Annotated in this window: 15 protein-coding genes; 4 read left to right on the top strand and 11 right to left on the bottom strand. The window is 43.3% G+C overall.

Going from position 1 to position 14,381, the window contains the following annotated elements:
* Nucleotides 1-5 precede the first annotated feature (5 nt).
* The gene (locus tag ABD894_RS16085) at nt 6-998 is read left to right on the top strand and encodes a hypothetical protein (protein WP_345212085.1); all 993 of its coding nucleotides are present in this window, start codon (nt 6-8) and stop codon (nt 996-998) included.
* Nucleotides 999-1,000: 2 nt separating this feature from the next.
* Here the strand turns inward: ABD894_RS16085 and ABD894_RS16080 are convergent, their stop codons facing one another.
* From ABD894_RS16080 to ABD894_RS16045, 8 genes are all read right to left on the bottom strand, one after another.
* Complete coding sequence (locus ABD894_RS16080; protein WP_345212084.1) at nt 1,001-1,612, bottom strand: class I SAM-dependent methyltransferase; 612 nt, start codon at nt 1,610-1,612, stop codon at nt 1,001-1,003.
* A 270-nt stretch (nt 1,613-1,882) separates the two neighbouring features.
* On the bottom strand, nt 1,883-2,413 hold the full coding sequence (locus tag ABD894_RS16075; RefSeq protein WP_345212083.1) for an OmpA family protein: 531 nt from the start codon (nt 2,411-2,413) through the stop codon (nt 1,883-1,885).
* Nucleotides 2,414-2,752: 339 nt separating this feature from the next.
* Nucleotides 2,753-3,793 (bottom strand): DUF6807 domain-containing protein, encoded by a 1,041-nt coding sequence (locus tag ABD894_RS16070; RefSeq protein ID WP_345212082.1) that lies wholly within the window; start codon nt 3,791-3,793, stop codon nt 2,753-2,755.
* 3 nt (nt 3,794-3,796) lie between these two features.
* Complete coding sequence (locus tag ABD894_RS16065) at nt 3,797-5,152, bottom strand: Gfo/Idh/MocA family protein (protein ID WP_345212081.1); 1,356 nt, start codon at nt 5,150-5,152, stop codon at nt 3,797-3,799.
* Between the two features lie 121 nt (nt 5,153-5,273).
* Nucleotides 5,274-6,179, bottom strand: coding sequence for a ribose-phosphate diphosphokinase (locus ABD894_RS16060; protein ID WP_345212080.1), 906 nt, complete (start codon nt 6,177-6,179; stop codon nt 5,274-5,276).
* A 2-nt stretch (nt 6,180-6,181) separates the two neighbouring features.
* Complete coding sequence (locus ABD894_RS16055) at nt 6,182-7,597, bottom strand: nicotinate phosphoribosyltransferase (protein ID WP_345212079.1); 1,416 nt, start codon at nt 7,595-7,597, stop codon at nt 6,182-6,184.
* Between the two features lie 2 nt (nt 7,598-7,599).
* The gene (locus tag ABD894_RS16050; protein WP_345212078.1) at nt 7,600-8,499 is read right to left on the bottom strand and encodes an NUDIX domain-containing protein; all 900 of its coding nucleotides are present in this window, start codon (nt 8,497-8,499) and stop codon (nt 7,600-7,602) included.
* 91 nt (nt 8,500-8,590) lie between these two features.
* Nucleotides 8,591-9,277, bottom strand: coding sequence for an NUDIX hydrolase (locus ABD894_RS16045; protein WP_345212077.1), 687 nt, complete (start codon nt 9,275-9,277; stop codon nt 8,591-8,593).
* A gap of 181 nt (nt 9,278-9,458) precedes the next feature.
* On the opposite strand from ABD894_RS16045, the gene ABD894_RS16040 reads away from it, so the two are divergent.
* Both ABD894_RS16040 and ABD894_RS16035 read left to right on the top strand, forming a co-directional pair.
* Complete coding sequence (locus tag ABD894_RS16040) at nt 9,459-9,647, top strand: hypothetical protein (RefSeq protein WP_345212076.1); 189 nt, start codon at nt 9,459-9,461, stop codon at nt 9,645-9,647.
* Nucleotides 9,648-10,719: 1,072 nt separating this feature from the next.
* Nucleotides 10,720-11,217, top strand: coding sequence for a hypothetical protein (locus ABD894_RS16035; protein ID WP_345212075.1), 498 nt, complete (start codon nt 10,720-10,722; stop codon nt 11,215-11,217).
* Between the two features lie 149 nt (nt 11,218-11,366).
* Here ABD894_RS16035 and ABD894_RS16030 read toward each other — a convergent pair whose 3' ends face one another.
* Complete coding sequence (locus ABD894_RS16030; RefSeq protein ID WP_345212074.1) at nt 11,367-12,239, bottom strand: inositol oxygenase family protein; 873 nt, start codon at nt 12,237-12,239, stop codon at nt 11,367-11,369.
* Between the two features lie 104 nt (nt 12,240-12,343).
* Nucleotides 12,344-12,934, bottom strand: a complete 591-nt coding sequence (locus ABD894_RS16025; RefSeq protein ID WP_345212073.1) for a cupin domain-containing protein — start codon at nt 12,932-12,934, stop codon at nt 12,344-12,346.
* Between the two features lie 47 nt (nt 12,935-12,981).
* On the opposite strand from ABD894_RS16025, the gene ABD894_RS16020 reads away from it, so the two are divergent.
* Nucleotides 12,982-13,614: a TetR/AcrR family transcriptional regulator gene (locus ABD894_RS16020; RefSeq protein ID WP_345212072.1), complete on the top strand. Its 633-nt coding sequence runs from the start codon at nt 12,982-12,984 to the stop codon at nt 13,612-13,614.
* A 206-nt stretch (nt 13,615-13,820) separates the two neighbouring features.
* Here ABD894_RS16020 and yiaA read toward each other — a convergent pair whose 3' ends face one another.
* On the bottom strand, nt 13,821-14,288 hold the full coding sequence (gene yiaA, locus ABD894_RS16015) for an inner membrane protein YiaA (RefSeq protein WP_345212071.1): 468 nt from the start codon (nt 14,286-14,288) through the stop codon (nt 13,821-13,823).
* Between the last annotated feature and the right edge of the window lie 93 nt (nt 14,289-14,381).

Raw genomic sequence — 14,381 nt, 5'->3', positions numbered from 1 at the left:
CATTAATGAAATATATCCCCTCTTTAATTAAACTACCGGTTCTGCTGGTGTTAATACTTATTATTCAAGGCTGCGGGCCGGGTACGCCCGGCAGTTGGAAAGATGCTGAAATTCCGGCCGACATGCGCGAAACATTTCACGACCTGAATAACCAATTTATGAAAGCGGCGCTGGCCAATAATACCAACGAAGCTGAAAAACTAATGACTGCCGAACTGATAGAGAGCGGCGAGAAATTAAAGAAGCTTCAAAATATTGGCTACTACCTAAAAACTAATAAATACGAAATGCTGGAAGAGTATTATGTAATAAACAAATACACTACTAACGATACCGTACTTACCAAAAACAAAACCATTAATAGCCATAACCTTGTTTACGAGGGCTCTACCGAAGAAATGTACATGGCTTACTTCGCGCCCAAAACTGGTGCAAGCCGGCAGATGATCAGCTTGGTATACTGTAAGGTTAATTACGGTTGGAAGCTGATAAAAATTAGTGCCGAACCATACATGTACAATGGTAAAACTGCCCCCGAACTTTATGAGGAAGCCAAAAAATGCTTTAATAAAGGTTACCTGGTAGATGCCTACCTGCTCATTACCCTGGCCAATGCCGCGGGTAAACCTAATGATGAGTGGAAATATTTAAACAATGATGCCATGCTGAATTTTTACGGCGAAGTGGTAAAGGTAAACCGCGAAACATACGAGCTTCCGTTAATTATAGCCGGGGTGCCAACCAAACCGCGCGTGCTGCGTCTGTATACCACTACGTTACCCGAAGGCGATTTCCCTACGGTTTGCTATTTATCGCCGATAAGCCTGAAAGATACCGTTGGGGTAAGGCGCGAAAATGTAAACATCAGAAAAGTAATAGGCAATACCTTAAAAGGGATTGATAAAGATAAAAAGTACATCATTTATTCGGTATTTAATGAAGAACCCGATGGCAAAAAAATGCTGGATCATATTGAATATACCCATAGGCTGCAATAATACTATAACTTTTGCAGGCACCAGGTAGTCATGCAGCGCAGATTTTGTACGTTGGTGGTTTTAATGGGTTCGTGCAGGTAGGAGTTTAGCTGTTGAGTATAGTTCAACAGTGTTTGCTGGTTCACCAAAAATCGTTCGGAACCATCGGGCAACAAATAGCGGCTGTTACCAAGCGGTTGAACCAATTCTTCAATACCAATATCAGAGGCCAGCCTTGCAAAGAAATAGCCGCCCGGTTTAAGTACCCGCCACATATCGCGCAACATGACATCAAAATGAGCCTCGTTTTGGGCGAAATGAAGTACCGCGCTGCTGATCACCAAATCAAAATAACTATCCCCGAAAGGTAAGCTTTCCGCAGTTGCCACCCTGAAATTATCCACAGGATTAGCAGGCGCCAAATTTGCCGACAAGCCCTTCACCGCTGCCACCGCATCCACATTAGGATCGACACCATATACCTCAAACCCGTTATTCAAAAAATAAACAAGGTTACGCCCGCCACCGCAGCCTGCATCCAGCACCTTGCGGCAATTGCTGTAGGTGCCTTTCAGTAATTGATCGAACAGGTAAATATCAATATTGCCGAATTGCTGTTGAAGAATGTTTTGCATGGTGATTTGTAGGGTTTGAAAATAGATAATTATTCAAAATTATCATCAATGAAAAAGCCCGGGTTTAAGTAGTTTAAACCCGGGCTTTTTCATTGATGTTCTATCGGCTTACCTTCTTAGTTAAAGGAAGCGCCATAATTTTACTCATCCGGTCTTAGCTTCGCTCGACCACCTTCTCTGCTGCGCAAAGAAAGCGTTTGGGTTTATTTCACCCTCTTTGCGCTTGCGCAGGGAGGGTCGACCAGCGTAGCGCAGTCGGGGTGAGTTTTCTTACTGTTTTTTGATCTCTACACGGCGGTTCAACACACGGCCTTCTTCGGTTTTGTTGTCGGCAATTGGTTTGCTTTCGCCATAACCTTTAATGCTTAAGTTGGCCGCGTTTACACCTGTGTTAGCCAGGTATGTTTTTACCGCGTTCGCGCGCTCAATTGATAAAGACAGGTTATGCTCCGGTGTACCTTCGGCAGATGAGTGGCCATCAAGCACAAACTTAACCGACGGATCTTTCTTCATCTCGGTAGCAGCTTTATCTAAAATAGGGAACGATGCTGTTTTCAGGATGCCTGAGTTAAACTCAAACTGTATGTTGCTAAAGTTATAATCGGGTTTTGCAGGTGGCGGCGGAGGTGTTACTTTTTCAACCGGTGGCTCTGCTTTTGGTGCTTGCGCGGGCGCCGGGGCTGGTTTGGCCGGAGGCGGAGGCGTTGGCTTTTGAACTACTTTTTTTGCTTTACAAGCCGGTAATACAGCAATAGCAAATATAATGACGAACGGAATTGTTAATGATCTTAATAGTTTCATATTGTAATTGTTTTTGGTTAAGTTAAAACGTACTGTTGGGCTTCATATTGTAAATGCGCGGCTCTTGCAACTCAAAAGCAGGCATTACAATATTACATCTGCACCGGGTTTTCCTTTTATGCAGACGCCGTTGATCGCGCTAAAAATAAACCTATCTGCCTGAATACCGGAGGTTTTTGAACAAAGTTCATATTACCCGGCAAACGCCGACAAGTATTGCATTCCACGCAATACGAAGCTTAACAAATATATATTTTTACCGAGAAGAGAGAGTAAAATGTTTACCTAAAATTTGGTTTTTTACACTGGGAAATCAAATTTTAGGTAAACAAAAAGAAATTATCGCTTAGCGAAAGCGGACGCTATATCATTCAGTTTAGCAGGGCTAATGTCTTGCTTACCATTGTTTATTACTATGCGGTAGCGAAAGGTAACCGATTCGCCGGGTTTAAGGCTAAGGTTTTTTGCTGACGCGTTATTGGTAAATATCTTTTCGCCCAGCGGGTTAGCCGCGAACAAGCCGTAACCGCGTGCATGCCAAAAGGTGGGATAGTTAGGGTTTTTAGGATGATCGATAATGGCGATGCTCACCGAATCAGCACCCATTTTGCCGTAAACCTTGCACCATGCGCCGCGAGTGCTCCAGGCGGCATCGCCGCTTTTGCCCAGGCTGGTAAGGTAATTACCATTGGCGATATGTGTAGTACCTGCCTTTACTTCGGTTACTATGCCTTTATCGTCAGTGAATTTTTTATCCTCATTGGTGGGTATTTGCAGTTCCTGCGCTAAGCGTAAGCCCAGCAGACCGTCTTTTGCATCGGTAAAGGTAACGGGGATTACGGCTTTCAAGGTAGTAACACGGTCTATGACGCGCTGCTGCTTATCGCCGCTGAATTCAAACCGGGTGGTTTCTTCCAGCAGTACTTCCTTTTTCTGGTTGATCCAGTTGGCATGGTACGCAAGTTTGCCGGTAGTGCCGCTGGCTGTTTCCAGGATGCGGTCGGTACGGATCCAGCCGTATTTGTCCTTTTTATCCTGCGGAATAGCGAATGAGTTGTTCCAAAAGTCAAGCCCGTTCACGTTTTCAAAATTGAACCACAAGCCTATATGATGCGGGTGATCGGTAGGCTCACCGGGGCGCGGCGCCAGCGGGTAACCACGGGTTACAATAGTACCGTTAGCCGCGTGCAGCGGGTACAGCACCGGTTTTTCCAGCGTATCCGGGTACAGGAAACTGGTAAAAGGTTGCCCGCCTATGGTAACATCTACCTTATTTGAAGTGGCAGATTTAACCACTTTAACCTGCTCTTTTTGCTGTGCCTGTGCGGTATAGCCCATTGTTATCGCGATAGCAAAACACCAAATTTTAGCTTTCATCATGGCTTAATATTTAAATATTTTACCACCTGCCAGTACTTCCTGGTTCTTTTCGTCGAAGGTTGCCTTGGTACCGGTATGCACGGCAGCATTGGTCATGATGGTGGCTATCGAGTGCGAGTAACCCGCCTCAACCGGGGCATTGGGTTGCTTGCGGCTGCGTACACATTCCATCCAGTTGCGCACGTGGTTTGAGGTAAGTATATCACCGCCTGTATTGGCCGATGCCACTACCTTTTCGGTACTTTTAAGGGCGATGTCGGGCAGCTGGTTAGGCTGCATTTGCATAGCTGCGGCCATGTTCTTGGTTAATCCGCCGGTAGGCGATACTTTGTTGGTTACCAGGTTGAGCTCGCCGCCGTTGGAGTAATAGATCTCCGAAGGATTATCGTCGCCATTGTGCATGCGCGAATTAAACGTTACCTGGAAGCCTTTTGTAAGATCATCCAGCGGACCATAATCAAACGCGGCGGTAATGGTATCCCAGTTGCGGCGGCCATCTTTCCACATATAAATACCGCCGTTGGCTACTACGCTTCGCGGATGTTTGAGGCCGGTAAACCAGTGCACGGTATCAATCTGGTGGCTCATCCATTGGCCGGGTAAACCCGACGAGAACGGCCAAAACAGGCGGAATTCTAAATATTTACGTACATCAAATGCCTCGTAGGGGCGGTTTAGCAGGAAACGTTTCCAATCGGTATCGGCCTCCTTTAGCTGCCCAAGCAGGTCAGGCCTGCGCCAGCGACCGGGTTGGTTCACATTCCATTTCAGCTCAACCATGGTTATCGGCCCGAATTTGCCCGAACTGATAAACTCATTGGCAGCATGGTAGTTTGCCCCGCTGCGGCGTTGCGAACCTATCTGCACAATTTTACCCGACTCTTTAACCGCCTTCAGTGCAGCACGGTTATCTTCCATAGTTTCGGCAAATGGCTTTTCTACATAAGCATCGCAGCCTGCTTTTACGGCCTCAATGGCATGGCGGGCATGCTGAAAATCGGCCGTGCTGATGAATACCGCGTCAACCGTTTTGCTATCGTACAGTTCTTCGTTATTGCGGTAGGCCTTCACGTCGTTCTGCATTTTCTCTTTCCAAATGGCAGCACCTTCTTCGCGGCGTTTGCTCCAGATGTCTGACACGCCCACTACCTCAAAATTGAGTTCTTTGTAGTGGTTCATAAAACTGGGGATGTGCGAGCCTTTATGCCTGTCGGAAAAGCCGATAACGCCCACACGTACACGGTCGTTAGACCCTATAATGCGGCTATAGCTTTTGGCGCTCCAGCTGGTTTTGGCTATTAAGGTACCGGCGGCCGCTAAGGATGCCTGCCTGATAAAATTACGGCGTGAGTTTTCCATTGAACGTAGGTTTATATGATGATAAGCAGATTGCTAAAACGAATATCACTCATTACCCCGAGCAATGCAAGAGGCCGGGCTTATTAATTGTGTATCAATTTTGTGAAGGAAAATACCCGGATCATATTACCGAACAAATTAAGCCGGCTATGCTGCGTACCTCTACAAAATCATCATTAATGTATTGGGTATTAACATGCGAATCGGTACAGATCAGTTTTTTGATAAAGCCGCAATTTTTCAGTTTGTTAATACCGTCGTTTACAAACAGGCCGTGTGTGGTAATTACATAAATATCGCCTGCACCGGCATTTTTATAGGTTTGCGCGGCATTAACAATGCTGCCTCCCGAGCGGATCATATCATCATAAATGATCACTGTTTTGCCTGCTACATCGGCATTAATGGCGCTTACTTCGGTATGGTCGCCTTTTAATCTTCTTTTTAGGATGAAGGCCGCGTTAACGCCTAAATCGTTCGCTAATGATTCCACCCACTTAGCACGACCGGCATCGGTACTGGCCATCACAAAATTATCGCCGCCGTATTGGCGGGCCGCTTCAATAACTATATCCTTACAATAAACATGAACCGGGTACAGGTCTTGCTCAAAATAGTACTGTATCCCCTCGGCATGCAAATCAAACAAAAACATTTTATTGCCCCGGTTACATTTAGGTATGGCCGAGAGAAGCCTGGTGCGTGTTTTGGCGGTAACAATTTCGCCTTTTAAAACGGCACGCTCCATAGTTGAGTAACCAAAGTAAGGAATTACCAGCGTGAGGGAGTTAGCACCGTAACTCACCACAGAACAAGCAAGGTCGAACAGTTCGAGCGTAGCGACATCGTTAACCGTACCGCCAATTATTATCACATCGCGGTGTTCAACGTCTGATAATATGCGCTGGTAGCGTTCACCATCGGTAAAGGTGCTTACTTCCAGGTCGCCTTTTTCGTACAGGCCGCTGCATAACATTTTTTCGGCCAGGTATTCGTAGTCTTTTATATAGAATAGTATCTTCTTCATTATTAAGCTTTAGTATTTTCAATAACCTGCCCAAAGGTTAGCGTATTGTATAATTCGCCATTTTCAAAAACAGTTTGCAATTGGTCGGGCAGTTCAGGATTTTGCTGTTGCCTAACGGTTTTAAAGATGCCATTTATTTTTACAAGTTTTAAACGGCCGCCTTTACTCTTTTTAAAACTACCGGTAATATTGCCTTCGGCATCCATTTCTGTGGGTGCTTTTTCTACATTTACCTGGTTGCCGTTCAACACCGCGCTGCTGCATTTTATAGCGAAACGCTGGGTATCGCGGTCAACCTTTTGCAGTAATGCGCCGCCCATACCCAGTACCAGGTTTTCGGCGCTTATGTGGTTTTCTTTTAAGGTCTGGTATAAACCTTTAATGGCTTCGTAATTTACGCCGTCGCCTTGTATTACCCTCAATTGCGGCGGCAAAACCTTGTAACCTTTTTCATTTACGGTATAGCCGAACTTTTTAAACAGGATCTCAAATATGGCCAGCAAGGTCATCACCGGGTCGCCGCTATCCGGGCGAATTACCAGCGTACCTTTACGGTTCAATATTTCTGCCTTAAGCTCTTCGCCCCAATATTCTTCGCATGCGCGGAAGATATTATAACTGTCAGACACGCATGCGATAGTTCCTGTAGGGAAAGTTTTGAGCACATGCCTGAAAACTTCCTGCTCCCCTTCTTTACCCAGCAAGGTACAAATGCTGTGTTCAGTAGCCGGTATACTCATGCCATGTACATGCCCGGCATCGTAATACTGCATGGCCATTACAGAACCCGCTAAATTATCGCTCCCCTTAAAGTTGAGCAAGTGTGCCGCGCCGCCTAATTTGGCACTCTCCATACTGCTTACACCACGAAAACCAAAATCGTTCAGCACAAAATCGATACCTGCATCGCTGCCTTCGGTGGCGGTTTCGTTGTAATATTGTGTTACCACCTTCCTGATCTGGTTACTCAACGTAGCCACGGTTGATGGGTACCATAGCTGCATCAGCAGGGTCTCTAAAAAATTGGTAAGCCAATAGCATTCCGCATCGGTGTTTTCAATGGTCATCAGCACATTGCTTGTGGGTACGGCAGTGCCCTCGGCTACCGCTTTTATTTTAACAGGCAGGCGGCCATCGTACTTATCTAAAATGTATTGAAACTTTGCCTTGTCGAACACATCATCGCGGCCAAAAACCTGTTTTAAAAAACCATCGGCCTCATCAATGTCATTTTGTGTAAAGGCAGGGCCTTGCAGGTACTCTTTTAAAAAATATTGCAGACCGAAAAATATGGTCTCATTAAACATACCGCCACGGCTTTCGAGGTAGCTGTAAATTTGCGTAGTGCCCGGGTAGTACAATTTGTGGTGAGCGTATTTGTAAGCATCAGCCATCAGTATCAGGTTATCGCGTTGCATGATTATAAGGTTTTAAGGTATTTATTAATAATGAAGTTAAGCATGCCGTTATGCTCGGTATTGGTTTGTTCGGCGGCTATCATTTGGGGCAAATCGGCAAGTTTAAACCATTGAAGCTCAACAATATCATCCTGGGCTACAGGTGTGCCGCCGGTATACTCGCAGCTGAATAGCAGGGTAATTATCTTATCGGCCTCGTTGCGGTAGCGCCAGTCGTTTATCCGTGCCGATGTTTCATATTGCATCTCCCCTGTTTCAATATCGCCGCATTCTTCACCAAGCTCCCGTTTCGCGGCAGCTTCGTAACCCGCATCTTCCGGATCGGCAAAGCCGCCAACAAAGCGCCATTTGTTGCTGTTAGCTTTGCGGCCAAGCAGCAGCGCAGTTTTATTATCACGAAAAACAGCTACATCAACCGTAGGGTAAACTTTGGTGTATTGGTTATAGTAAGCGTACAAAATGCCCGCCCTGAAATCTTGCGAATCAAATACCTTATCAGCAAACTGCTTGCGAAGCTCGGTAGCGTTGTAGTCGCCATGCTCGGGCAGTTCAACAGTTTCACACTTGCCGCTGTAGTAAGGTATAAAGCTATCGCGACTGCCATACAAACAAAACTGCTCGGCAGGGAAAACACCACGCAACAGGCTATCCAAATTATCCGACCATATTTTATCGCTCGGGTGATCGCTTACCGGCAATACAATTATTTCGGGATGATCTTTCTTGATCATTTTTTCGCGGGTATAATAATCGTACGGATTTTTGCGACTGCCCATTATCGGGCTTACGCCCAAAATAATGATCAGTTTTGAATGACTCTCTTTTACCTGGTTAATAAGCCGGGTATGCCCTTCGTGCAGGTAAGGTGTTTGGAAACGTGCAATGATAACTCCTGTTTTCATTTTATATTTGCGTTAATTATACGCAAATATAAATATGCGTTTTTAATACGCAAATTATTTTTTACTTTTTTTCAATAAAGTTTATGGTGAGCTATATCTCGAAGCTGATACCTTCTTTTTTAAGCTGAAAATACTTTTGCTCGTTAAAGCGGAAAAGATTGCCCGGTCGCCCGGCGCCGTCAAGCAGTTGCTTTTCGGTGGTTTCTTCTAAAAAGCCGAATTTGAGCACCTTCTTTTTAAAGTTACGACGATCAATCGGTCTATCTAAAACAGCCATGTACAGTTTTTCCAGTTCCGAGAACGGAAATTTCTCTTCCAGCAGTTCAAAGCCAACCGGTTGGTACAGTATTTTGTTTTTTAGGCGTTCACGTGCTACCACGATAATTTGCTGATGGTCAAACGCCAGTTGTGGTACTTTCTTTATGTTGTACCAGGCCACGTCATTGGCATCGGTATTGGCTTGCAGTTCAAAGGCATCGGGCTTTACCAGGCCATAATAGGTAATGGAGATCACCCTGTTTCGCGGATCGCGACCGGGCTGGCCAAAGCTGTACAACTGCTCCAGGTAATTAATGCCGATACCTGTTTCTTCTTTCAGTTCGCGCTGTATAGCATCCTCTAACGATTCATCATCGCCAACCAAGCCCCCGGGAAGTGCCCATTCATCTCTAAAAGGTTTTACGTCGCGCTTAATAAGCAGTACCGATAAACCCTCTTTAGAGGTGTAACCAAATACTACGGCATCAACAGCAACTTTTATATTTTGAATGGCAGGCATGGCACAAAGTTATTATTACTATTGTTATTAGTCAATTGCCCGCAAAACAAACACGCTTGTTGTATAACAAAACTGTTACTTACTTTTTAGAAAGTATTTATTGTTACCGTTAAACCTTTTAGGAATTATGTGGTTTAATACTTCGATTATTAACCTATTAAAAACTTAATGTTATTACACCATGAAGATACTGATACTATTGGTACCTGCCGTATTGCTTTTATTTTCCGCGTATTACAGAATGAAATACCTCAGACTGATAGATACCGGAAGAATTACCGAAATACTAAGATCGCGCCAACGCTTTAACGTTTGTTTGATGCTGGCCAGCGTATGTATTATTTCGATAGTGTTTACCGTATTATATTAACATCAAATAATGAAGAAAAGCCTGATCGTTCTAAATGGTTGGGCTTTTTTTGTTATGCCGCGTTATTATAAATGTTGATAAATAATATTAATACTCGTTCTTATCCTCTTTACCATCATTATACAATGAGTATATTACTATAATAACAATTATAAAAACGACAATGCCCATATTTAAGCAAAGCTTTCGCGCGTTGCCCGGCTATAAAACTTGGTATAGCACCGCTGGCACTTGTACCGTTTTATGTTATCGGGCAAAAGTAATTTAACGATAGCGCCTCTTGCAATACGATCAACATACCTGTTTTCGCAGCTTGGGCATTTGAGTTCTTTTTTAGGATCAGGGGTATCCATATTTGTGTAGTTTAAATAGCGTTGAATAATGTAACTTTTACGGATAAAATGTTTAAACGGTTATACCAAATATTCCTTTTAGGAATATTTTATTTTTAGCGCCAAATACGGGCTTGTTATTGAGAATATGATAATTAGCAATTTTTAATGTCATTATCCGACTTAAAATATCGCCAATCGTGCCATCATTTTAAACAACAGGTTAATATTGTCAACCATCTGAAATTTGGCAGATTACTCGCGACGATCGGTAAGTATTAAATAAACAATGGCAATGCTTAAAAACAGGATAATGAACTTCATTATTGATTCTGGTTTACGGCATGTTTACTGTAGAAAGTTTTAAAGCATTTGAAACACTTATAATGTTTAACATTTGCCGACCGTATCAGCCTTACCAGTCGTGATCTTGGGATCCTTGTAACATCATGATTTTGGCATCTCGGGCACACTAATTTTGTTTCTGTTTGGTTTGCAGGGGTAACAACCATTTTAAATAATAATTAAGTAGATATTTTAAATATTCCTAAAAGGAGTGCGAAGCTACTTCAATTACACCTTAACAAAACTGCCATTTTACTAAACAAAACAGCCAAATAATGGATAAAACAGCCTTTTTGGTCGTTGATACACGGAATTTTACAATTCAACGTTAATATCACCATTAACTGTGATGATATTTTTTCATAGTTTTAAACGGCTAAAAACTGCATTATATAATGACATCAAATCATAAATTTCTCCCTGTTTTAATATCGCTAACGCTGCTTGCACTGGCCGGAAAAGCGCAGGTGCATTACACTTATCTGAAAGCTGCAAAGATGGTTTTCGTAACACCGGCAGGTGCCGAAGAATCGGACAATAAAGACCATGATACCAAGATCAACATCAAGATACAGGGCACCTACGGGTTTATCAGCTCAGAAACCTTGTACAACGAAGACAAGGAGTTTGCTAACGATGGCTCAAAAAATGAAGTGAAGCTCAACGTGCGCACAGCAACGAGGCCGTTCATACCCAAATCAGAATTCGTGTCCGGGAAAATTACGTTCAAAATAATACCCGAAGGAGATGATACCTGGATCTTTAAGCCCACGCTCATGCTCGAATACTCTGACGGCAGCCGCGGAAAATTTGTTTGCGATAATAATTTAAAGGTAAGTAAGGATAACCCCGTAGCTACGATGAACTGGGGTGGGCATGTGGAAGAGAAATAGGGTCATTTGGCCAAAAGCTATTGACCAATTTATCTGTATTTTTTGAAAGCAATACCGGTTTTTCCGGACAAAGAGAATATTTAATAAAGTCAGGGTACTACCGGCTAATATTAAATTGATGCGGTAGTACCCTGAATTAAATTATGCCGCTACAGTTTCACAGTTCCTGGCAGGTATTTCGCTATCAGATCTTCATAAAAAGGTTTTAACTCGGCTACCACTGGTGGCTTAGGGCTTTTTGAATAAAGATCGTAAGGATTAAACTTATCTACCCATTTAAACATCTCATGATCGTGCGCGTTGAGCAAATGATCGTATTCGTGCTCGCGGTGCTGTGAGTAAAACGAGTGGTAACGGATCATATACAAAGCTTCTTCGGGCAGGTGATCTTTAGTGATGTGGTATAAATATTCATCGTGCCCCCACGACATGTGGATATTATCTAATCCGCAATGCTGCGAGTAAACACCATATTTAGTATTGTACCGCTCATCATAACTATCAGGGTTATCAGCAAAAAATTCGGGATAAACTATTTTGTTTGAAAATTTGCAGCCCACCGGGAAGGTATCACCTACTACATTCCATTGCGGTTCGCCAAACAGGCATAGCACCTTGCCCAAATCGTGAATAAAGCCGGTAAGAATAAACCAATCCGGGTGTCCATCCGCGCGGATTGCTTCAGCGGTTTGCAGCAAGTGTTGGAGCTGATCGAGTGAAATATCCGGATCGGAATCGTCAACCAGTGTGTTTAAAAACTCCATGGCTTGCCACCAGGGCATTTCCTTTTTATCGAATTTTAAGAAATTGGCTTTTTTAGCCAATACGTTTTCATACGTCTGGTATTTATGGTTGAGGCGATAAAATTCGCGCACCCCATCAATCTCAGGGCTATCATAATTTCTGAATTCATCTTTGCTTTTTGCCGCTGCGCCGGGCTCAGGATAGCGTTGCAATACATCATCTTCCCACTGATCTAATCCCGAAAGAGGCGACGCATCTTCATTGCTTAAAATCTTCATACTCATTAAGTTTATTATTGGTAAATTGTAGGTTATATAAAGTTACTAAGTATTTCAGATACTATAACCTATAGAATTGCAAAAAAAGATTTATCATTTGTTGATTAAATATCGGTTACACTTAAACTATGAGTAGCAGGTTCAGGCGCATCAGTATACTTTTTGTACCTGCCCACAAATTTACCGATGAACACCAAGAGCGGGAAAAATGTTGCCTGTACAAACGCCGGAATCTCTAACATGTAAAACTCCGATTTGTATCTGCGCATCAGAAAAGCGATATCAAACATATTTGGCTTACCATTGCCCGCGTTAACCGCTTTGTGTATCTCCGATAGCAGGAATATAAAACTATCAACGGGTGCAACCCAGCCTGTACAGTGCAATATATCATTCCCCGCGTTCCAAAACTTGTGGGGTTGACCTGTCTTCCAGGTCACTGTTTCGCCAATGGTAATGTGACGGTCGGGTTTCCCGGGTTCTTTAATGCCCATGGTGCCTGCCACCACCGTTAATGATTCATCTTGCCTGTAATGCACGTGCATTGGCGGACCACCTTTAGGTGGTATTCTATTTTCCACAGCTACAGCCTCACGCCCCTGTTCGTCAACATAATAGCGGTGAAAGGTAACTATATCATCGGGGCCGTTAACAATCTCTAATGGTAATTGTACACGATTTTTATCTTGTTGCATATTTTCCTATTTTTGACAATGTCAAAAATAGGAAAATAAACTTGACAATGTCAAATAAAAAAATCACAACCCGGGAATTAATAATTGCTAAGGCTTTAGAAATGTATAATGCCTATGGGGTAGAATATGTGGGCGTGCGCGAACTGGCCAAAGAACTGGAGATTAAAGGCGGAAACATCACCTATTATTTCCCTACCAAAAACGACCTGCTGCGTGAGATCTCCAACAGGCTAACCATAACAAACACAGAGATACTGGACGAACCCAAGTCACCCGGTTTATATGGTTTTATGGATATGAACCGGCGCTTGTATTTTAATCAGTATAAATACCGGTCGTACTTTATCAGTTTGCCATTATGGCTACAGCAAGATATTGAATTTGCACAAACATACCGCGCTATGCAAGCGTCGAGGCGAACATTGTTTGCGCAAGAAATAAAAGCTTTGGTAAATGAGGGTTACTTGTTGCCGTTGTCTACCCAGGAGATGGCCCCGGTGCTTGAAGCATTAGCGGCAACCAGCCGTTTGTGGATATGCGAAGCGACCATTGACGGGCTGATAGATAACGAACAGATTGCCGTGCACACCTACCTGAAACGAATGGCCGGTCTGTTAAATCTTATTGCTTCGGAAAAGGGGAGGGTTGATATTAAAAAGATCATGGATGAGTTGAAGTAGCCTTAAGTGCAGAAAGGCCATCTCATAATTGACTTATGAAACGGCCTCTTTTTAAATTTCGACTTCTTGAAAGGTCTTGTGGCTTGTCCTTATCAGACTTTTTTTGAACCAGGTTTAGGTAATTAAATTTGATAGCCTCTATTAAATGTATTTAAATAACCCCGCAGGCTTGCCGGACAATGCACTGCGGGGAGGCAACCGCTACGTTACAGTTCTTTATCCTCAAACATCTTTGCATCGCGGGTATTTTTTTGTACAGCAATGGCCGAAAACATACTTAAGCAGAATGCCATGGCGTAAAAGCCTTTTTCACTTCGGGCGAGACCTGCATTCCATAACCCAATTGTTAACAATACCATTGCGGCAATAGTGGCAAACCAACTCAAGCCGTAGTAAAGGTCTGTAACGGCAAGCCCTTCAGACCTGTCCCTTACGCTTTTTTGTACCGAGATTACCGCGAATAAGCCAAATAATAAAATGGTGAAATAATAGCCTTTCTCGTTTAACTCCATACTTGCGTTCCATAAGCCTATGCAATATCCCGCCACTCCGGCTAATAAAGCAAACCAGGAGGCTCCTATAAATGCGCCGGTTGGTTTAAACGAGCTTCCTGTTTTTTCGCCGTATTTTACAATGGGTGAATTTTCTTCTGTTCTTGGTTGTAGCGGTTCCATGTTGTTTTTGTTTAATGATTAATATGAAAGCAAATGTCGGGTACAATACAAACCTGAAAAAATTAAAATGTGAAAATTACTGATGATATAATT

It is taken from the genome of Mucilaginibacter gynuensis, assembly GCF_039541195.1.
Lineage (GTDB): Bacteria > Bacteroidota > Bacteroidia > Sphingobacteriales > Sphingobacteriaceae > Mucilaginibacter > Mucilaginibacter gynuensis.
Note: the sequence above shows the minus strand (reverse complement) of the source record. Positions and strands in the feature narration are given on the sequence as shown.

Bases quoted from the DNA above. Each gene is read 5' to 3' on its own strand.
- ABD894_RS16025 (WP_345212073.1), bottom strand. From the start codon at position 12,934: ATGCAACAAGATAAAAATCGTGTACAATTACCATTAGAGATTGTTAAC.
- ABD894_RS16085 (WP_345212085.1), top strand. From the start codon at position 6: ATGAAATATATCCCCTCTTTAATTAAACTACCGGTTCTGCTGGTGTTA.
- ABD894_RS16070 (WP_345212082.1), bottom strand. From the start codon at position 3,793: ATGATGAAAGCTAAAATTTGGTGTTTTGCTATCGCGATAACAATGGGC.
- ABD894_RS16080 (WP_345212084.1), bottom strand. From the start codon at position 1,612: ATGCAAAACATTCTTCAACAGCAATTCGGCAATATTGATATTTACCTG.
- ABD894_RS16030 (WP_345212074.1), bottom strand. From the start codon at position 12,239: ATGAAGATTTTAAGCAATGAAGATGCGTCGCCTCTTTCGGGATTAGAT.
- ABD894_RS16055 (WP_345212079.1), bottom strand. From the start codon at position 7,597: ATGCAACGCGATAACCTGATACTGATGGCTGATGCTTACAAATACGCT.
- ABD894_RS16050 (WP_345212078.1), bottom strand. From the start codon at position 8,499: ATGAAAACAGGAGTTATCATTGCACGTTTCCAAACACCTTACCTGCAC.
- ABD894_RS16035 (WP_345212075.1), top strand. From the start codon at position 10,720: ATGACATCAAATCATAAATTTCTCCCTGTTTTAATATCGCTAACGCTG.
- ABD894_RS16075 (WP_345212083.1), bottom strand. From the start codon at position 2,413: ATGAAACTATTAAGATCATTAACAATTCCGTTCGTCATTATATTTGCT.
- yiaA (WP_345212071.1), bottom strand. From the start codon at position 14,288: ATGGAACCGCTACAACCAAGAACAGAAGAAAATTCACCCATTGTAAAA.
- ABD894_RS16045 (WP_345212077.1), bottom strand. From the start codon at position 9,277: ATGCCTGCCATTCAAAATATAAAAGTTGCTGTTGATGCCGTAGTATTT.
- ABD894_RS16065 (WP_345212081.1), bottom strand. From the start codon at position 5,152: ATGGAAAACTCACGCCGTAATTTTATCAGGCAGGCATCCTTAGCGGCC.
- ABD894_RS16020 (WP_345212072.1), top strand. From the start codon at position 12,982: ATGTCAAATAAAAAAATCACAACCCGGGAATTAATAATTGCTAAGGCT.
- ABD894_RS16060 (WP_345212080.1), bottom strand. From the start codon at position 6,179: ATGAAGAAGATACTATTCTATATAAAAGACTACGAATACCTGGCCGAA.
- ABD894_RS16040 (WP_345212076.1), top strand. From the start codon at position 9,459: ATGAAGATACTGATACTATTGGTACCTGCCGTATTGCTTTTATTTTCC.